The 17,986-nt window shown below is 58.7% G+C and carries 15 protein-coding genes and 1 pseudogene; 6 read left to right on the forward strand and 10 right to left on the reverse strand.

The annotated features are described in order from the left end of the window. Nucleotides 1–553 precede the first annotated feature (553 nt). Together ADK28_RS22090 and ADK28_RS22095 are read right to left on the reverse strand one after the other, a co-directional pair. Nucleotides 554–775 carry a hypothetical protein gene (locus ADK28_RS22090; RefSeq protein WP_048796665.1) on the reverse strand — a complete coding sequence of 74 codons (222 nt, stop codon included), beginning with the start codon at nucleotides 773–775 and terminating at the stop codon, nucleotides 554–556. Between the two features lie 6 nt (nucleotides 776–781). Further along, the gene (locus tag ADK28_RS22095) at nucleotides 782–1,750 is read right to left on the reverse strand and encodes a DUF4013 domain-containing protein (protein ID WP_028127757.1); all 969 of its coding nucleotides are present in this window, start codon (nucleotides 1,748–1,750) and stop codon (nucleotides 782–784) included. 228 nt (nucleotides 1,751–1,978) lie between these two features. Here ADK28_RS22095 and ADK28_RS22100 point away from each other — a divergent pair, with 228 nt between their 5' ends. From ADK28_RS22100 to dsdC, 3 genes are all read left to right on the forward strand, one after another. Then, nucleotides 1,979–3,475 carry a helix-turn-helix transcriptional regulator gene (locus tag ADK28_RS22100; protein ID WP_048796666.1) on the forward strand — a complete coding sequence of 499 codons (1,497 nt, stop codon included), beginning with the start codon at nucleotides 1,979–1,981 and terminating at the stop codon, nucleotides 3,473–3,475. 134 nt (nucleotides 3,476–3,609) lie between these two features. After that, complete coding sequence (locus ADK28_RS22105) at nucleotides 3,610–3,861, forward strand: CsbD family protein (protein WP_025303738.1); 252 nt, start codon at nucleotides 3,610–3,612, stop codon at nucleotides 3,859–3,861. A 465-nt stretch (nucleotides 3,862–4,326) separates the two neighbouring features. After that, complete coding sequence (dsdC, locus tag ADK28_RS22110) at nucleotides 4,327–5,256, forward strand: DNA-binding transcriptional regulator DsdC (RefSeq protein ID WP_048796667.1); 930 nt, start codon at nucleotides 4,327–4,329, stop codon at nucleotides 5,254–5,256. An 11-nt stretch (nucleotides 5,257–5,267) separates the two neighbouring features. On the opposite strand, the gene ADK28_RS22115 is transcribed toward dsdC, so the two are convergent. Genes ADK28_RS22115 through ADK28_RS22125 form a run of 3 tightly spaced genes read right to left on the reverse strand, consistent with a single transcriptional unit; the run spans nucleotide 5,268 to nucleotide 6,834 of the window. Beyond that, nucleotides 5,268–5,570 carry a hypothetical protein gene (locus tag ADK28_RS22115; protein ID WP_048796668.1) on the reverse strand — a complete coding sequence of 101 codons (303 nt, stop codon included), beginning with the start codon at nucleotides 5,568–5,570 and terminating at the stop codon, nucleotides 5,268–5,270. Between the two features lie 3 nt (nucleotides 5,571–5,573). Then, complete coding sequence (locus ADK28_RS22120; RefSeq protein WP_033639733.1) at nucleotides 5,574–6,497, reverse strand: DMT family transporter; 924 nt, start codon at nucleotides 6,495–6,497, stop codon at nucleotides 5,574–5,576. A 46-nt stretch (nucleotides 6,498–6,543) separates the two neighbouring features. Further along, nucleotides 6,544–6,834 (reverse strand): hypothetical protein, encoded by a 291-nt coding sequence (locus ADK28_RS22125; RefSeq protein ID WP_048796669.1) that lies wholly within the window; start codon nucleotides 6,832–6,834, stop codon nucleotides 6,544–6,546. A gap of 397 nt (nucleotides 6,835–7,231) precedes the next feature. Between ADK28_RS22125 and ADK28_RS22130 the strand changes: the two genes are divergently transcribed. Next, nucleotides 7,232–8,383 (forward strand): porin, encoded by a 1,152-nt coding sequence (locus tag ADK28_RS22130; protein ID WP_048796670.1) that lies wholly within the window; start codon nucleotides 7,232–7,234, stop codon nucleotides 8,381–8,383. Nucleotides 8,384–8,440: 57 nt separating this feature from the next. Here ADK28_RS22130 and mltB read toward each other — a convergent pair whose 3' ends face one another. Beyond that, nucleotides 8,441–9,529: a lytic murein transglycosylase B gene (gene mltB, locus ADK28_RS22135; RefSeq protein ID WP_048796671.1), complete on the reverse strand. Its 1,089-nt coding sequence runs from the start codon at nucleotides 9,527–9,529 to the stop codon at nucleotides 8,441–8,443. A 285-nt stretch (nucleotides 9,530–9,814) separates the two neighbouring features. Between mltB and ADK28_RS22140 the strand changes: the two genes are divergently transcribed. After that, on the forward strand, nucleotides 9,815–10,270 hold the full coding sequence (locus tag ADK28_RS22140; RefSeq protein WP_016926825.1) for a DUF805 domain-containing protein: 456 nt from the start codon (nucleotides 9,815–9,817) through the stop codon (nucleotides 10,268–10,270). On the opposite strand, the gene pgaD is transcribed toward ADK28_RS22140, so the two are convergent. The 4 genes and pseudogenes from pgaD to pgaA form a co-directional block, all read right to left on the reverse strand. Continuing rightward, nucleotides 10,267–10,707 carry a poly-beta-1,6-N-acetyl-D-glucosamine biosynthesis protein PgaD gene (gene pgaD, locus ADK28_RS22145; RefSeq protein WP_016926824.1) on the reverse strand — a complete coding sequence of 147 codons (441 nt, stop codon included), beginning with the start codon at nucleotides 10,705–10,707 and terminating at the stop codon, nucleotides 10,267–10,269. The two genes, ADK28_RS22140 and pgaD, sit on opposite strands and share 4 nt — an antisense overlap. Then, the gene (gene pgaC, locus ADK28_RS22150) at nucleotides 10,704–12,038 is read right to left on the reverse strand and encodes a poly-beta-1,6-N-acetyl-D-glucosamine synthase (protein WP_016926823.1); all 1,335 of its coding nucleotides are present in this window, start codon (nucleotides 12,036–12,038) and stop codon (nucleotides 10,704–10,706) included. The genes pgaD and pgaC overlap by 4 nt, the downstream gene beginning before the upstream one ends. Beyond that, nucleotides 12,035–14,034: pseudogene (gene pgaB / locus ADK28_RS22155) on the reverse strand (poly-beta-1,6-N-acetyl-D-glucosamine N-deacetylase PgaB). Before pgaB ends, pgaC begins: the two are co-directional and overlap by 4 nt. Before the next feature lie 10 nt (nucleotides 14,035–14,044). After that, nucleotides 14,045–16,501 carry a poly-beta-1,6 N-acetyl-D-glucosamine export porin PgaA gene (gene pgaA, locus ADK28_RS22160; protein ID WP_075202123.1) on the reverse strand — a complete coding sequence of 819 codons (2,457 nt, stop codon included), beginning with the start codon at nucleotides 16,499–16,501 and terminating at the stop codon, nucleotides 14,045–14,047. 583 nt (nucleotides 16,502–17,084) lie between these two features. Between pgaA and ADK28_RS22165 the strand changes: the two genes are divergently transcribed. After that, the gene (locus ADK28_RS22165) at nucleotides 17,085–17,522 is read left to right on the forward strand and encodes an antitoxin HicB (RefSeq protein WP_048796672.1); all 438 of its coding nucleotides are present in this window, start codon (nucleotides 17,085–17,087) and stop codon (nucleotides 17,520–17,522) included. Nucleotides 17,523–17,986 lie beyond the last annotated feature (464 nt).

A 17,986-nucleotide genomic window follows, 5' to 3' on the forward strand; every position in this document is an offset into this window, starting at 1 on the left:
GATCATGTTATATAAATCTCTCCGCAAGAAACCCATAAAACAAAATCAACTCGCGTAAAGTGCACTCATCAAAGATGCACTTGCCACACCAGGTAGAATCACACTTTTTGCTAATTGTTTTACCTTAAAGTGTTTTTTACAGCCAGATTTCATGGACGAATAGGAATTTCATCATCACAAATGAAAACGCATTTTATATGCTTGGCCCGCCGATAAAACGTACTGCGGAAGAGATATAAAAGTATGACCGGCAGTCAAAGAAGACGGGAGGGATAAGCTCAAGGCTGAACATCGGTCTCAATAATCTCGCGTCGCAATAGCGCGTTTCTTTTTTATCGTTCCTGCGCAGAGAAAACGGATATCTTAACAAACCTTGCTCGATGCCCTATTTTACAAACCGCACCCATTGGGAACCCTGTCTACGCCCATGAATCGCCCATATCTCCCCCAGCAAAATACCGAGCCGACTCGCCCGCGCCTTGTTGTCAGAACGGCCGGCGGCCGCAAACAAAAAGCCCGGCTCGCGAGGCAGGGCTTTTCATTAACGGCCTGATTAATCAGCCAGGTTGTCGATCTCTGCGGACCTGTGCTTGCGCAACAGGTACAGCAGCAAAGACACCCGCCGCTCGGTGCGCTCCGGAGTATCCGGCGGCAGGTTATAGCGCAGGGTATAACGCTCGTTGTCCTCGTTGCAGAAATCGATGACGAGCACGGGAGCTGAGGCCCCCGCTACTTTTCGATAATTCAGCGAGATGCACGACAGGTTTTTTTTCATCTCAACTTACCGCGCGACAGTGCGGCGGGTTGATTCGGCAATCCGCCCCACGCCGGCGCTCAACGCAGCGCCCAACAGCAGCACCAACAACGAACCCCACGCGGCGCGAGACAGCTGTTTGGCCGCTTCATCGGCCGCTTCACGCGCTTTCTGTTCGGCCTCGGCCTTGAGTTTTTCCACTTTCTGCACCGCCTGCTGGTAAGCCTGAGCGTAGTTATCGACGATTTGGCTCGCTTCATCGCGGCTCTTGCCGGTGCGCGCCGCAACGATATTCACCAACGCATCCTTGTCGGCCGCGCTCAACGTCGGCTCACCGGACTGCTTGACGCGGTCGAACCACTGCTTAAGCTCAGAAGCGGCCTGCGCCGGATCGGCAGCCGCGTCCATGGCCGATTGTTTGCCATCGGCGGTCGCTCTATCGGCCTTCTGTTCTAACCGAGACGGATCCAGTTCCGGTTTGCCGGTCTGCTTGAGCGTGGCGTTCAACTGATTTTCCAGGCTTCCCCAGTCAAGGCTGATGCCCTTTTTATCCAGCTGCTGCTTGAGGCCTTCGCCCACGTTTGGCGCTGCCGCCGCCAGGCCGCTGCCTGCCAGCGAAAGCCCTTTGCCCACCGCGCTGCCCGCCAGCCCCACCACGCCGCTCGCCAATGAAACCATCAGCCAGGTGGTCAGCAAGGTGGTGATCGCCCAGCTCAGCAAACCATGCAAGCCACCGCGATTCGGTGCGGCGCGGCCGGCGACGAACGCGCCTGCGGCCAGCGATGCCAACGTTGAAACCAGCAGCCAGATCCCGGTGCCGGTGCCAAAGCCGCTCAGCGGGTTACCCTGTTGCATCATATCCACGGCCTGAGCCCCAATAGCCGTGCCCAGCACGCTGAAGGTCAAATAAGTCACCAGCGCCACGGCACTCCCGGCCAATATCGAGCCCCATGACACCTGAAACGCTAAGCGATTTGATTCATAGACAGTGGTCATCGTTGTTCCTTATATTTTCTGGACAAGTGATTGCACGCACGGCGGATAACCGCGCAGACAAATTCAGTCTGCCGCGCGGCGTTGTCGGCCGTCCCGGTTCATTTGCATCAGAATGCCTAGTGCATTCACACCCTGCGAATACGCACGTTATGCACTAAGCTGCTCAGCGAGTAGCGTAACCCGCGGCCCCCTTAAGCGGCCGTCCCCCTTCTGTCTAGCGGAGAACACATGAGCCAATCCGTTTTGGCCAGCGAAACCCACCGCGGCCACCTGCAGCAAATCATCTCCGGCTTGTCCGACGGCGTGATCCTGACGGATACCGATCAAACCTTGCTATGGGCCAACGAGGCCGCGTTGGCCATGCATGGCGTGAGCCATCAGAAAGCTCTGGGGGCCGATGCCGGCGAGTACGCGGCGCGTTTTGCCCTGCGCTATCGCAACAATCATCCGCTGGTTTTGGAACAGTACCCGCTGAACCGGGTTGCCGAAGGCGAAACCTTCACCGATGTGGTGGTGGAGGTTCGGCAGGTCGACGATCCGGACAGCTTCTGGGTGCACCGCCTGCGGAGCCTGATTATCACCGATGCGCAGGGGCAGCCGGAGCTGCTGGCGCTGATCCTGAGCGACGCGACGGAGTGGGCCAGCGCCGAACAGCGTTTTGAAAAAACCTTCAACGCCAATCCGGCGCCGGCGGTCATTTGTCGGCTCAGCGACCTGCGCTACGTCAAGGTCAACCAGGGGTTCCTTGATATGACGGGTTATCAGCGTGAACAGGTCATGGGGCGTTCGGTTTATGAACTCGACGTTTTGGAACAGGCGGAGCACAAAGAGCTGGCGGTGCAGCGCCTGGGGGAAGGCGCCACCATCCCGCAGATGGAGGCCGAGCTGAAACTGCCCGGCGGAGGAAGCAAGCTGGTGGTGGTTGCCGGCCAACCGCTGGATATCAATGAAGACGACTGCATGCTGTTCACGTTTACCGATCTCGAACCCCGACGCCAGGCGGAATCGGCGCTGCGAGAAAGTGAAGAGCGGTTCGCCAAGGCATTTCGCCTGAGCCCGGTGCCGACGTTGTTATGTACCGCGCACGAACGACGCGTGCTGGATGTCAACGAAGCCTTCACCCGCGCCACCGAGTACGCCGCCGAAGACTTGATCGGCAAGACGGTCGGAGAGATCCCGTTTATTGACGATCCGGAGGCGAACCGCCGTTTGTTTGCCGCCCTGGAAAAAAGCGGCAACGTCGAAGGGCTGGACATCCGGGTGCGCAAGAAGGGGAGCGAGTCGATTGACTGTGTGGCCTCGGCGGATGCCGTCAGCATCCACAATGCGCCCTGTTATCTGCTGGTGCTCATGGACATTACCGAACGCAAACGCTCGGAGCTGGAGCTGGTAAGCGCCATCGAAGAAGTAATGCAGGACGCCTCCTGGTTCAGCCAAACCCTGATCGAAAAACTGGCCAACGTGAAAAGCATCAACCGGCCCGACCAGGCTGGATTCACCGCCAGCGATCTCACGCCACGCGAGCGCGATGTGCTGGAATTGATTTGCGAGGGGCTGCCGGACAAGAAAATCGCGGCGCGTCTCAATCTGGCGCTCAACACCATCCGCAATCATGTCGCGACGGTCTATTCCAAACTCGGCGTGCACAGCCGCAGCGAAGCCATCGTCTGGGCCAGAGAGCGCGGGCTGTTTACCGGCGGAGCGGCCTCCAGGAACGGCAAGTAGCCTGCAAATGCACTACCCAAACAGATGCAAACGCCCCTTATAGGCCAAAAGTGAAGTGCATAACATGGCGGTGCAAATGCAGGCTTTCGCTCTGTGCGAACGCCAAACGGATCGAACCTTAGGAGCACATCATAATGAACAGCGAAAAAGCCAATGGCATGATGGACAAAGTGGCGGGCAAAGCGCAGGAAATCGCAGGTGACGTCAGCGGTAACGAACGTTGGCAGGCCGAAGGCGTCACGCGCCAGGCAGTGGGCGCGCTGCAAGAAAAATACGGCGACGCCCTGAGCTGCGCCGGCAGTATGATGAAGAAAAACCCCCTCGCCGCGTTGGCACTCGTTGCCGGCGCAGGTTTGTTGGCCGGCCTGCTGCTGCGCCGCCGTTGATACGCGCCGGTGAGCAAACCGCTTTTCCCTGAATGTCGCGCCCGGAGGGTAACCACCGGGCGCAGTTCTATCGGCCTGAGGGGGCGCAGTATTATCGATTGATGCCTCCGCTCGTTTGCCGCTGGGATTAACGCGAATTCTGTGTCGCCATGCGACAAATTATTGCGGCGAAAACGTTATATCCCGCAGGGAACATGAGCCTTTATCGTTCAGGCTGCGCACACCGTCTTTACTCGCTGCTTAACGGCACGTCTTTTTATTATATTCGTCCTATTGCTGATTATCATAACCCTCTCACTCAGTGCGCCCACTGCCTGTTATTTCCGGTTGTTATGCAAGCAAGTTAATTTCCCTTCAACATAACGATATCTCTCAGCGTAAAAACTGAATATATCAATCAATCTGGGTTTATCCTCCGCGCCATTAAATGTTAATATTGCCGTATTATGCGCATGGAGAAATAGCATGTTCCCCAGTAAAAAACATTCGCAGCGGGCAACCCCGCTGACCAGCTATCAATTTTCCCGGCTGCATACTTTCGAATGCGTCGCCCGTCATTTATCTTTTGCGCTGGCGGCGCAAGAATTGTCGATCACCCCCAGCGCCGTGAGCCACCGCATTAATTTGCTCGAAAAGGAATTGGGTTTTCTGCTATTCCAACGCTTTCATCGCCGAATTACGCTGACGCCGGAGGGCGAGCGCATGCAATGGGCGCTGGACAGTTCCTTCAACACCTTGAATCAGGAAATCCTGGACATTAAAAATCGCGAGTTGACGGGGACCTTGACCCTCTACTCGCACCCGTCCCTGGTGCAATGTCTGCTGCTGCCGCGCATCGGCGACTTTATCGCCCAACACCCCACCATTCACCTCAATATTCTGACCGGGCAGGAAATCATCAACCTGGCCAACCGCGGCGTGGATCTGGCGATGTACTTCGGCAAACTGCCCTCGGGGCGGCATCTGGACGAAGCTTTTATGCAGGAATCAATGGTGCCGATCTGCACGCCGCAGTACGCCGCCGCATATAACCTGTATGATGCGCCGGAAAACCTGGCCCATTGCACGCTGCTGCACGATCGCTACAACTCCGGCGAAGATGAGTGGCAAACCTGGTCGCAACACTTTGCGCTGGGGCTGGATACCGACAGTAAAAGCATGGAGTTCGACCGTTCCGATCTTGCAGTGCTGGCCGCCACGCGGCACCTTGGCGTCGCCATGGGGCGGCTCAATCTGGTGCAGGACTGGATCAAAAGCGGCGAGCTGATCATTCCGTTCACCGACATGACCGTGCCCTGCGAGCACTGCTATTTTATCTCGACCATTTCCGAACGGCAGTGGCCCAAGATCCTCGCGTTTAAGCAGTGGATCATGAAAATCTCCCCTCTGGTCTGATGGCCGGAGGGTTAGCGCTCTATTTTGGGAGAATAAGAAAAATGCAGCGCGCAGGCGTAGACCCGGCCAGCCTTTGAATAAGAGATATATTTGCGGTTTTTATCCCAGGCCAGCAGGGTATTATTGGCAAAATAATAAACCTCCAATTGCATCCCATTAGCCAACCTCGCCCACCCCCGGCTTCTTATTACGGTAAAATCACCGTTATCGCTGAGCGTAATCAGCGGCACGCCCCAGGCATAGCGGGATATTTGCAGCTGAATAATGAATTGGCTTTCGCAGCTTATTTGGTAGTTCTGTACATCAACATCCATAATTTATATTTTTGGTGCCACCCTTCGGTCAACATAAATAAGATATGAACAACTCACTACGATTAACCCCAGTACGATCAGCACGGCACCCAATACAAATTCAATTTGCAATGGTTCGCCGAGAATGACGGCCCCCGCCAGGATGCCGAATACCGGCGTCATAAAGGTGAGAATGCCCAGCGAGGAAGCCTGATAACGGCGCAACAGTGAAAACCAGATCAGGTAGCTGAAAAACGACACGATCACCGTTTGGAACAACAGGCTGCTCCAGGCCACGGGGCTCAGGACGACGTGCAAATTGTCCGTCGCCAGCGCCAGCAGCGACAGCAGTACACAGGCGCCCGTCAACTGGAACAGCAGCGTCTGTTTGGCCGGGCACTCCGCCAGGCGCGTGGTACGGATCACCAGGGTAGAACCGCCCCAGGCGATCCCCGCCAGCAGGCCATAGAAATCGCCTTTCAGCCGATCGGCCCCGCCGCTTCCCTCGGCCATGCCCGATATGGCCAGCACCACGCCGCCAAAGGCGATGAGCATGCCCAGCCACTGCACCGGCGACAGGCGCTCCTGACGGATCAGGAAATGCAGGCCAAGGGCGGAAAACAGCGGCGCGGTGTACAAAAACACCGCCATATGCGAGGCGCTGGTATAGCGCAACCCTTCGGAGACAAAAAAGAACTCCAGTGCGAACAATGCCCCTACGCTCAAACCGGCGCTCAGCGTGGCGCGATCCCAGGTGAAACACTCGCCGCGGCAACGCGCCAGCAGGTATACCCCCAACGCGGCGAGACCCGAGCGAATGGCAATTTGCAGTACCGCCGACACATCCGCCTCGGCAGCCTTGATCGCCACCTGCTGCATTCCCCAGATGGCGCAAAGCACCACCATGGCGGCCGCAGCCCTGCCGTCAATACCGATTCTTGCATTCATAATAGGATTCTCGCCGCCGTTGAAATAATCACAGGCTGCCGTCGCGTTATTCTTTATACACCACGATTTCCTGATAAAGCTTAATAACTTCGCCATCGCTGTCGACGGAGTCGGTATATTCAGTTTGCTGCGCTAAATGAATCACCCTCCATCCTTTACGCGCCAGTTCCGGGATCGTCAGGCGCCCCACGCCGCGGCAGGTAAACAGGGTGTCGTCAGATAACCTGAGCTTACTAACCTCCGCATAATCATAGGCTTGAGAATGGCAAACGTGCGATTCCGCCGCCATCGCCGGTAATGAAAATACCCCCACCAACAACATTAACAGATTTCTCATGGCGACCTCCCAATCGCTTATTCCTGCTGACCGATTACGCAGAAAAAGGCTAACGTTAATACGGCGGTGACAGGCTGAAATTAATTATCTCTTGCACGGATAAAATTACAGGCTGACGCCAATGACTGACAAATGAAAAATATAAACCTTGGCGTTAGATGAATTCATCCGAATTGAAAGGCATGAAAAACGGCCCTTTTCACCGCACGAAATGGTCAAAAACCGGCCAACAATTAGCAAGAAAAGTAATTATTTATGTCACCGTTTATGTTACAAATGCCGCCCGCCGCTAAAACACCAAAAAAACCGTCAAAATGCGTGAAAACGCAGCGTTCTGCGCAAAACATCGGCATGGCGGCGCTGATGGGGGCGGTCATACATAAAACAGGGATAACACATGGCAATGAAATTGCGCGTATTGACTCAAGCGGTGGCGCTGGGTCTGGCGATCGGCAGCGCGTCGTTCGCCGCTCAGGCGGAAATCACCCTGCTGAAGCAGGATCCGCAGGCTGGCGATCCGCTCAGCCGCCTGAACTTCACCGTTGGCGGCAGTATCCGTCCGCAGTTCAACAACATGACGGGTGACGGTGACAAGGGTTCCTACAAGCGTAACGGCTTCGACGGCGGCACCCGCTTCCGTTTCGCGGCGGACTATTACCTGTTCGACGATATCAGCTGGATCAGCTACTACGAGCTGGGCGTGAACATTCCGGCGCTGTTCGACTGGGATCACCACTATGCCGACGGCGCGAGAAACACCAGCCGCCGCATGCTGTACACCGGCCTGAAAAGCAACACCTGGGGCCAGATGACCTTCGGTCAGCAGAACAGCGTTTACTATGATGTGGTTGGCGCCAAAACCGATATCTGGGACTACGACATGCTGGCCCAGGCACCGGGCAACGGCATCAACGGCGACTACGACGGCTCTTACCGCTCACGCAAAATGCTGAAGTACAAGAACCGCTTCGGCGATGCGGACGTTTACGCTTCGTACCTGTTCAGCGACAGCGACTATCTGCCGGGCAACGGCCTGCGCTACAAGCGCAAAGGCGGCGGCTCACTGGGTGTGGATTACCACATTACGCAGGACCTGACCTGGGGCACCGCCTGGAACTACACCCGCGCCGAAATGCGCAATCCGTCCACCAGCGGCAGCAAGAGCTATGACCAGAACATTTTCGGTACCGCCATCAGCTGGAAATCGGACAACTGGACCCTCACCTTCGGCGGCGGTTACTACAACGACTTCCTGACCACCAAGAAAGCCGACATCAATAATTACTTCGCCGGCGACGCATGGGGTATCGAATACCTGGCCGGTTATACCGTGCCGGTTGGCCAGTACGCGGTGAAATCGGTGATGCCGTACTTCATGGGCGACCGCCTGGAATACATCACCGGCCGCAACTACCAGCGCATCGACAACGGCCTCGGGGTTACCGTGCAGTTTGACTACGGTTTCCGCGTTGACGTGGAGCATGTGCTGACATCGAGCACCGACAACCTCGGCGATATGACCGTGGTGCGTCTGCGCTACGATTTCTGATTGCTCAGAATGCAAAAAAGGCCGCGCAAGCGGCCTTTTTCGTTTATTGACGCAGCGTCAGAAGCCGCCGCGCGCCGAGCGCCCGACCGCTTCGCCCAGTTGCCATACCGCCATGGCGTAATGGGTGCTGTGGTTATAGCGGGTGATGACGTAGAAGTTCGGCAGGCCGTACCAATACTGGTAGCCGGTGCCGACATCCAGCCGCAGCAGGCTGGCTTCCTGATTATCGCCGAGCGAGCCCTGCGGGCTTAGGCCGGCTTCCGCCAGCGCGGCGACCGAGTAGCGCGTCTTGAAGCCGTTTTCCAGCCCCGGCGCCTGGCCGTTGGCCTGAATGGCGACCGGCTCGCCTTTGGACCAGCCGTGTGCTTTGAAGTAATTGGCCACGCTGCCGATGGCATCGACAGGATCCCACAGGTTGATATGCCCATCGCCGTTGAAGTCGACCGCGTAGCTTTTGAAGGAAGAAGGCATGAACTGCCCATAGCCCATCGCGCCGGCAAAGGAGCCGCGCAGTTCGAGCGGATCGTCGCCTTCAGTACGCGACATCAGCAGGAAGGTTTCCAACTCACCGGCGAAGTAATCGGCGCGGCGCGGGTAGTTGAAGGCCAGCGTCGCCAGCGCGTCAATAATGCGGGTTTTACCCATTACGCGGCCCCAGCGGGTCTCCACGCCGATAATCCCCACGATGATCTCCGGCGGCACGCCGTATACCTGCCAGGCGCGCTGCAGCGCATCCTGATATTGATTCCAGAACACTACGCCGTTTTGCACGTTATCCGGGGTGATGAACTTGTTGCGGTAGCGCAGCCAGGAACCGTTCGGCCCGGTTGGGCCCTGGGTAGACGGCGTCGGCGCCTGCCTGTCCATCAGCCGCAGCACCGAGTCCAATCGCCGAGCCTGCGCCAGCACGTCGTGCAACTGCTGCCGGTCAAACCCGTGTTCCTGCACCATCTTATCGATAAAGCGCGCGGTATTCGGGTTATTGGCGAAATCCCCACCCAGCGGCGCGCCGCTGTGCGCCGGGCTCAGCAAAAAGCCGCCCTTTACCGGGGTGCTCTGCGGCGTAGCGGTGGTACTGGGTTTCGGCGTGCTGCTACAGGCAGCAAGCAAGGTAATCAGCGGTAAAAGCGCAACCAGGTGACGCATCGGATATCCATATAGCCATGCAAGAGATAAGTGGGAGTTATGTTAATGCATTGTTCAACGCGAACAAACAGGATTATGCCGCCAATTACCGCGCCAGGTAGCCAAACGTGCCAAATTGTGACGTTTTGCACGGTGAAAGGACGCCCGGTGCGGCCGCGTGGAATCTCAACCGCGACTAAATGAGAAAAGTTATCACCTTGACGCCCCCGTTTGCCCCGTTAAAATGCCCGGCTGCTTGCCATCCGGCCGCCGCCGGGCGGTCAATGATTACGACAACGGACTGTGATGGAATCTCTCGGACAACTCGCCAAAGACCTTTACCGCGGGCGCATCTCGCGCAAACCCTTTGTTTTCTCGCTGGCGATCTTCGCCGTTGGCATCGTGCTGTTGTCGTTTCTGTCGACCTATCTGGATAAAAACCATTTTCGCGCCCATGCGCACGGCGACACCGAGGAATTCGTCTCGGTGCTGCTGTATCTGCTGTGCATCATGGTGTGGGCGCTGTTCTGTTTTGGCCTGGTGGCGTGGTTTATGGCCAAAACCGCGTTTCGGCTCAACGATATCGGCCTGCCCGGCTGGATGTTGGCCGTAACATGCTACGTTTGCTCGGTGCTCAACAACTACGCCCCCGGTCCGGTGGCGCGCTGGCTGCCGCTGTTCAGTCTGGCCGTCATGATCTGCGCCCTGCTGTTGCCGCCCGACGGGCTGCGCCGCAAGCCGGACGGCAACGCTGACGATTAACGCAGCTGCACCACCTTGTTCGCTGCCGGTTCGGCCGCCGTCAGCCTGCCGCTAACTTGGCTGATGCCGCCGCCGCTGTTGTGGGACACCACGGCGATCGGCAAACGCCGCAACTGCCGGGTCAACTCCGGCGTGATATAGCCGATGTGGGTGTTCTGTTGCTGTTTCCGCCAGCGGTCGGCCGCCCTGCGACGGGAGAAATACTGGTTGTATTTGGCCCAGGCGATCAGAGTGACGGCATTGAACAACGCCACAATGATATACAGCGAGATCACTTCCAGCAGCGACAGAGCGGAGCCCACCCCGTGCTGATCCATTACCGACATCAGGCCGCGACTGAACAGATAAAGGAAACCGCACCAGGCGAAAAGCGTCAGCAGGCTGTCAACCATACGCGGCAGCAGGCCGCGCTCGGAATAAATCAGGACGTCCGTCATTCTTTGATCCTCCCAATGCCCCGGTCGGGGCTTATCCAGCGCGCACGCCCGCGCCGAGCTTTCAACATCACTTTGGAAAACGCCACCAGCGTGGTCAGCAAGCTGAGCAGCCAATACACCAGCGGATACCAGATGATCCAGAACAGCGAGCGGCCGAAGCCCTTCTCATAACGCTTCTCCAGCAGCAGACTGACGGTGAACTGCAGCAAGCACACCACGCCCAGCACCAGGCCGGTAAACGCCGGCGTCAGCAGCGAGTGAATGCGGATGCCCTCCGGCAGCGGCACCGCCAGTCCGACCAGAAAAATCAGCACGCTGACCAGGTAAGTGAACGCCCACAGCGTGGAGAGGCAATACTCGGCGAACAGCAGCCACATATGCCGGTGCTCCCAGGCCCACAGGTTGCGCAGATTCTTTAAAAACACCTCGGCCCCGCCCTGCGCCCAGCGCAGGCGCTGCTTCCATAGCCCGCGCAAGGTCTCCGGCATCAGGATCCAGCACAGCGCCCGCGGTTCGAAGAAGATAGCCCAGTGCTTCAGCTGCAGCTTCCAGCTGATGTCGATGTCTTCGGTGATCATGTCCTGACTCCAGTAACCGACATCGGTGAGCGCTTGCTTACGAAACGCCGCGACCACGCCGGAAATGGTGAACAGGCGGCCATAAACGCGCTGCGTGCGCTTGATAAGGCCGATGATCGACGAAAACTCACCGACCTGGATGCGGCCGATCAGCGTGGAGCGCGTGCGGATGCGCGGGTTGCCGGTCACCGCGCCGACATGCGGATTGGCCAACAGCGGCGCCACCAAATAGGCTGCCGCATCGCGATCCAGCAGCGCATCGCCGTCGATGCACACCAGATACTCGCTGCGCGCCGCCGCTGCGCCCGCCTGCAGCGCGATCGCCTTGCCCTGATTTTGCGCCAGATGGATCACTCGCAGCCGGGGGAACTCCAGCGTCAACTGGTCCAACACCTCGGCGGTGTCATCGCTGGAGCCGTCGTTGATGGCGATCACTTCGATATTGTCATAGCGCTGCGCCATCGCCGCCGAAATGGTTTCACGCGCGTTCAACCCTTCGTTGAAACAGGGGATCAGCACGCTGATCGATGGGTTGCCCGGCAGCGCCGGCGCGGGCATGTCCGGGCTCCAGCGCCAATGCCGCTCGCGATGCAGCCAGAAATAGATGCCGCCGGCGATCCAGATGCCGGACATGAACAACGGCCAGAAGAACACGAAGTTGAGCAGCATTTCGCCGGTAAACAGCAGGACGATGCCGAAAGGCACGCTCAACACCAGACACAGGATAAATAAGGCAATTAAACGATCGGTCATGGCAGTGGGAACCAGGCTGAGGACAACACCGGGCGAACGGCATCCAGCTTAGGCCGATCGTCGAGGAAGTTGTCGGGGTAATAACCAAAGCTCTGAGCGCCATTGCGCTGCAGGCGACGCATCCATTCGGCCAGCAGTTGACCGTCATCCAGGCTGACCCGGCGCTCCTTGCGCCAGTCGACAGCCTGCAACTCAAACACCGTTTTATCGAGCGCGCCGGGGTAAGCGGCCACTTTGCCCACCAGTTGATCCAGCCAGCGGCCGCTGTCGGCGCGCGGCACGTTTTCCATCAGCGGCATCGCCATCGGCGCCACCCAGTCGTAGGCCTGCAGGAAATCCGCCAGATTCTGGCCGAACCAGGCTTCACTGGCGGGATCGAGCACCGGCATCGCATAGATGTTGCGCGCGTTTTGCACCTGCGGGCCGCGGATCGCCCGCACCCGCTCGGTCAGCGACTGGGTAAAGTCGATCAGCGCCCGGCTCTTGAAGCGCGTCCAGCGCGCCATCGCCTGCGGATCCTGGCGTATCGCCGCCACCGAACCGGCNCCTGCCGGTAGGCCGCAACGGCGTCGGGGCCGGCATCTTCGAAGTCCGACAGCAGGGCATCGTCGTGGAACAGGATCCCTTTGAAGGTGGCGTGGGCCGCCAGATCCTCGTAGATCTCACCGATGCGCTGACGCGCCACCGGGCTGAACGGCGACAGGCGACGATACTGCTTGTCGTCTACCGACAGCTGCCCGCTTTGCGGATCGAGGCGCTGCACGCGCGGCACGTCAGGCCCCAGCTCGAACGCCAGCACCGGCATCCAGGCATACACGGCCACGCCGGTGCGCGAAGAGAGCTGCCAGGAGACTCGGTTGAACAGGTCGGCCTTCATCGGCAGCCAGCGGTTGGGGAAATAGAGCTCGCGCACGTTGCCGTCGCCTTTTGGATCGGCGAACGCCTGCAGGAAAACGGTATTGATGCGCAGGTCGTAGATGCGCTGGATCAGCTTGTCGAGGTTTTTGGCCTGCTGCTGCGGATCGGGATCGTAGAGGTAGTCGAGATCGACGTGCGCCACCCGCATGATCTGTCGGTTCTGTATCTGCGTCAGTTGCTGGGCGAAGCTCGTCAGCGACGGGTTGCCGGCCACCAGCATGCGCGGCACGTTCTCAGGCGCGTTGACGTCTCCCAGCCCGTTCTCCAGCGTCAGCGCCATGCGGTAACCGTGCTTGCGCGCGATGTCCAGCGCCACGCCGCCGGCCGCACCGTACGGCCAGACCCACACGCGCGGCGCCTTACCGGTGGCGGCGGTGATGCGCCGGGTGATCAACGCCACGTCCTTCTCGATGCGTTGGCGGTATTCCGTCTCGCTTTCGTAGCGGCCCTGTTTGGCGTCGTACAGCCGATTGGCGACCGCCGGTTCGGTATTGCCCTGCGGGTTGGCGATGCCGCCGTAATGCGAAGCGTAGGTATGCGCGCCAATCTCCACCAGCCCGGAGTCCGACACTTCCCGCACCTGCTGCCAGGTGAGGAAGCGATCGCGCGGCGTCATCAGGCCACCGAAATCGACCGGCTTGCCGGCCGGCGCATCCAGCCAAACGCCGACCGGCGCCAGCACCGCCGGCCAGTTGTAGGCCTTCAGCAGCGGGAATACCCGGCTGTAGAAGCTGCGGTAGCCGTCGTCGAAGGTCAGCAGCACCGCCTTGTTCGGCAACGCCGGGCCGCCGTTTTGCGCCTGCAGGATCTGCTCGACCGACACCGGCTGGTAGCCGTTTTGTTTCAGCCAGGCGAACTGTTCGTTGAGCGCGCTGGTGCGCACCGACATGTAGCGCTGGTCCGCCGCGCCGTCTTCTACGTCGTGATACGCCAGCACCGCGTAACGGTTGGCCGGCCACGGCCGTTCCATCGGCCCCACGGGGCGCTCCGCCGGCGGCGTGAAGCGCGGCACGTCCGCCTGACTGCAGGCGGTGGTCAGCAAGGCGGCCAACACGAGAAGTGAAGATCGAATAAGCATGATGATTCCTTTAAAAACGATAATTCAGATCAAACGTCACGCCGATGTTCCGCTCGCGTTTGCCGTCGTACGGATGCTTCTCAAACTGCAGCATCGCGCCGGCGTCCAACACTCCGTTCCAGCTGACGCGCTGGCCGTAACCCAGCTGGGTGATCGGCTTGCGCGCATAGTCCCGCTGCCAATAGCTGCCGGCGCCGGCCTGGAACTGCTGACTCCACTCGGTCTGATAATGGCGATACAGGGTGTGATCGAGCGTTAACGACGGCAGCAGCGTGAAGTCGCGCTTCGGGTTGTAATACGGCACGTTCTCCTGGCTGTTGCGGCTGCCGGACAGCGTCAGGTTCATGTCCAGCCGATAGCGGGCGCCGGCGAGCAGCCGTTGCCGCCCTTCCAGGCCGTACTCCAGCCGGTTGTTGCCGTCCGAGAAGTGCGAAGGCGCCACGCTGGCGCGCAGCTCGCGGCTTTCGTTCTGCTGCCAACGCAGCCACAGGTTGCCGCCGTTGGCGCTGATGCCGTTGGTCAACGCGCGCAGCGGCGTCTCGGCCGACAGGCGCGCCACCGAACCGCCGAGGCGCCATTGATCATTCAGGTCATACCAGGATGAGAGGCGCAGGCCGAGCTCATTGCCGTGGCCGTAGTTGCGGTTGGCCACCTCGGCCTCCAGCCACAGATCGCGCGAGCGCCACTCGGCGCCGGCGCTGAGATCGCGGTTGATGCCCTTGCCCTCGTCGAATTGGCCGGTGTTGAATCCCCAGCCGGTGAACAACCGCCAGTTGTCGTCGATCGGCGGTGAATAGAGCGCGGCGTGAATGCCGAAATCGTGGCTGCCGCTGACCGGCCCGTCGGAATCAATGCCCTGATTGCCGCTGATGCGCAGTTCAGACATATGGTGAATGCGGCGCGAACGTTCAAGCTGCTGAGCGGCGACGCTTTCCGGCGCGCGCTGGATGACGTCGTCGGCCAGCAAATCCAGTTGGCGCCACTCCTGCAACGCCTGCGCGACATAGCCCTGCTGGATCTCCAACGGCAGGCTGCGCGGCTCCAGCCCTTCCACCTGCTTCAACTCCTCCTCGGCGCGACGCGGCCAGCCGCGCGCCAAATAAACGCTGGCCAAGGAGATGCGCAAACCCTGATTGCCCGGCGCCGTGCGCGCCAGATGGGTCAACTGCCGTTCGGCCTCGGCCAGATCGCGTTGATAAACCCGCGACTGCGCCAGCAGCGATTGGCCGACCAGCCAGTCATCGTTGTAGGCCAGCGTCGGCAGTTGGTACAGGCGGGTCGCGTAGGGATAGCGCTGGCTGACGCGCTGCGCCAGCAACGCCGCCTGATCGATGCGTTCGTTCTCCGCCTGCGCGTAAAACAGATCGGTTTCGTCTTCGGCTGTCACCGCCTGCGGCGCGGCGGCGTTCAGGCGGCCGAAAATGGCCTGCGCCTTGTCCGGCTGCTGCAGATAGAGGTAGGCGGACGCCGCCCAGCGCTGGGCATAATCCGGCACCGTGCGCCCTTCCGCCTGCAAGGTTTGATATTCGCTCACCACTTCGGCCATTCGATAACGCGCCAACAGCGCGCCCAGGCGATCGACGCGCGCCTGTTGGTAGCTGTCCTGCGCCTCCGGCAGCGGCCGCCACTGCGCCAGCAGTTGGTCATAGCGCGCCAGCGCGCGGTCGGCGATGACGAAACGTTCTTGTTCGCCGCGAGCATCGATAAACGACAGCCGCACCAGCTCGGCGGCTTCATCCGCCTGCAGGCGCCGCTGCTGCGCGGGCGGCAATGCCAGCCCCTGGCTTTCACGCAGCGCCGGATCCGCGACCCGATTCGCCGCCAGCAGCGTCACGTAATAAGCCTGAATACCGGTGTCGGACGGCGCCAGCGCGCGGGCATGAGTGGCGTTTTCCAGCGCCGCCCAGCTGCGGCCGGCGGCCTGGTCCACATAGGCGCGCGTCAGATACCACGTCGCCGGCTCCAGCAGTTTCTCCGCGTTGGACGCCTCCGTTTGCGCCTGCGCATCCTGCCCGGCATCAGCCAGCGTCATCACATAGCCACGCTGTAAGCCGCCGTCGGCGGGAGCGAGCTGCAACGCCGTACGCCACAGTCGCAGCGATGGTTGCCACTGCTTCAGGTTGCGATAGGCGCGGGCCGCCGTCGCCAGACTGGCGCTATCCCGCTGCAGCGCGGCGCCGTCGGCACGCCAAAGCGCGACGACCTCTTCATCGTGGCCGGCCCACCCGGCCACCTGGATATAATCGGCTCGCTGCTGCAGGCTCAACCCCTCCTGAGCGCGCCGCTGCGATAAATACGCCAGCACCGGCGCAGTATCGCCCGATCTGGCCTGACGGATCAGCGCGTCATAGCGTTCATCCGCCAGCGCGGTGGCCGGCAGGGATAAACCGATAAACAGCAATGACGCCGCATATTTGGTAGCGTGGCGTTCGGTAAAACGTAATGAACGCGAGTTAACTTTAGGCACGAGGTATTCCTTTAATCCGTGAGCTGCTGTCCTGGCAAAGTAGAAATGCGAGCAGGCACCCGAAAAGTCGGCTAGAGCCGTCGGGTAATAAGCATGGAGTAATGAATATTTCTGTCTGTCTGGCGCACGCTTAAATAGAATCGAATGCGCCTTTGCCTAAAAAGAGTATTTTATAAATCCGACAATGAATACCGCAGCCAGGTGATATCTGCCTGAAACTGGAATTTTACAATTATCGACAAGTGAAATAATAAAAATTAAAACAATATAAATCAATAAGATGAGATTTTCTTATGATCAATATTCTTATTTTCACTCTTTCGTGTGAAATTATATAAAAACCAGTGTGATATTTGATTTTAATTCTCATTATCACCGGCCAACAGGAATATTAATCCAAACACCCAATTAAATAATCTGCCTTCTTGGAAAAATAATAAGACTATTGTTAACACGAAAATTAAATTTGCCTGCTAATAATTATTCAGTTCAATTTAAATTTCCCACGTATACATTCATGCTGGCTATCTCCCGGGCATGCCGTCACAATAGCGCCTCATTCTGGTTTCAATCAGGGATTGCCATGTACAGCCACTACCCCGCCCATTACACCTTCGATAGCGACAGCGATGCCTGGCAGATCGGTTTCCACGACTTCCCCGAGTGGCAATCTGCCTGCTATAAACGCGAAGACATCGAGCTGGAAGCACAGGAAAGCCTGCTGGCCGCCATCGCCGCCGCGATGGATGAAGGGCTGCCCCTGCCCGCCCCTTCTCCTCTGCAAACCGATGACTTGAGGGTACATCTGCCGGCGCTGGTGACGCTGAAGATCGAACTGCACAACGCGATGCTGCGCAAAAACACCGGCAAAGCGGCGCTGGCGCGCAAGCTGGGATTCAACGGCGGGCAAATGGAGCGGTTGCTGGATATCGGCTACGCCTCGAAGATTGAAGCGTTGGAGCAGGCGTTGTATCTGCTGGGCTACGAAGTGCGCGTGACAATAAGCGAAGTTTGTCAATAAGTTAGCGATATGTAAGCGAAATATTATCCAAGGGGGCTAAATTTTCCCCGTTTTGCGCCGATATGATGGCTACCTAATCACTTGTCGCAACAACGAAGGCTAAAAATGGAGTGGAGTCGCCGTCATATTTGGGCCGTTATTCTGCTGTCTTGTCTCGTTTTTTGGGTCATTTTGGCGACCGGCATCAACGCCGTCGCCTGAGCGCCCGCCGCTGCATTGCTTCATCCCCTATTTTACAGCCCGCCACGGCGGGCTAGTTACTGTCGCCCGCCCATAAAAAGCGTTATAAAACAGCGCGCCCTGTTCAAAAAACAGCCGAAAATTGTGATCAAAAACACAGTATTGAAATCAGACCAGTATTGAGAGTACATTAGCGCCGATCCTGTCGCGGTTCGGATTTTACCTCACGGAGCATGAGGCGCGACAACCGGACAGCCCGCGCTCGAGGACGTTGTTCTTTCGCT

Origin of the sequence: Serratia sp. 506_PEND, assembly GCF_001076875.1 — a bacterium.
Taxonomy (GTDB): Bacteria; Pseudomonadota; Gammaproteobacteria; order Enterobacterales; family Enterobacteriaceae; genus Serratia; species Serratia marcescens.

Coding starts and splice junctions, on each gene's coding strand:
- ADK28_RS22090 (WP_048796665.1), bottom strand. CDS start 775: ATGAAAAAAAACCTGTCGTGCATCTCGCTGAATTATCGAAAAGTAGCG.
- ADK28_RS22095 (WP_028127757.1), bottom strand. CDS start 1,750: ATGACCACTGTCTATGAATCAAATCGCTTAGCGTTTCAGGTGTCATGG.
- ADK28_RS22100 (WP_048796666.1), top strand. CDS start 1,979: ATGAGCCAATCCGTTTTGGCCAGCGAAACCCACCGCGGCCACCTGCAG.
- ADK28_RS22105 (WP_025303738.1), top strand. CDS start 3,610: ATGAACAGCGAAAAAGCCAATGGCATGATGGACAAAGTGGCGGGCAAA.
- dsdC (WP_048796667.1), top strand. CDS start 4,327: ATGTTCCCCAGTAAAAAACATTCGCAGCGGGCAACCCCGCTGACCAGC.
- ADK28_RS22115 (WP_048796668.1), bottom strand. CDS start 5,570: ATGGATGTTGATGTACAGAACTACCAAATAAGCTGCGAAAGCCAATTC.
- ADK28_RS22120 (WP_033639733.1), bottom strand. CDS start 6,497: ATGAATGCAAGAATCGGTATTGACGGCAGGGCTGCGGCCGCCATGGTG.
- ADK28_RS22125 (WP_048796669.1), bottom strand. CDS start 6,834: ATGAGAAATCTGTTAATGTTGTTGGTGGGGGTATTTTCATTACCGGCG.
- ADK28_RS22130 (WP_048796670.1), top strand. CDS start 7,232: ATGGCAATGAAATTGCGCGTATTGACTCAAGCGGTGGCGCTGGGTCTG.
- mltB (WP_048796671.1), bottom strand. CDS start 9,529: ATGCGTCACCTGGTTGCGCTTTTACCGCTGATTACCTTGCTTGCTGCC.
- ADK28_RS22140 (WP_016926825.1), top strand. CDS start 9,815: ATGGAATCTCTCGGACAACTCGCCAAAGACCTTTACCGCGGGCGCATC.
- pgaD (WP_016926824.1), bottom strand. CDS start 10,707: ATGACGGACGTCCTGATTTATTCCGAGCGCGGCCTGCTGCCGCGTATG.
- pgaC (WP_016926823.1), bottom strand. CDS start 12,038: ATGACCGATCGTTTAATTGCCTTATTTATCCTGTGTCTGGTGTTGAGC.
- ADK28_RS22165 (WP_048796672.1), top strand. CDS start 17,085: ATGTACAGCCACTACCCCGCCCATTACACCTTCGATAGCGACAGCGAT.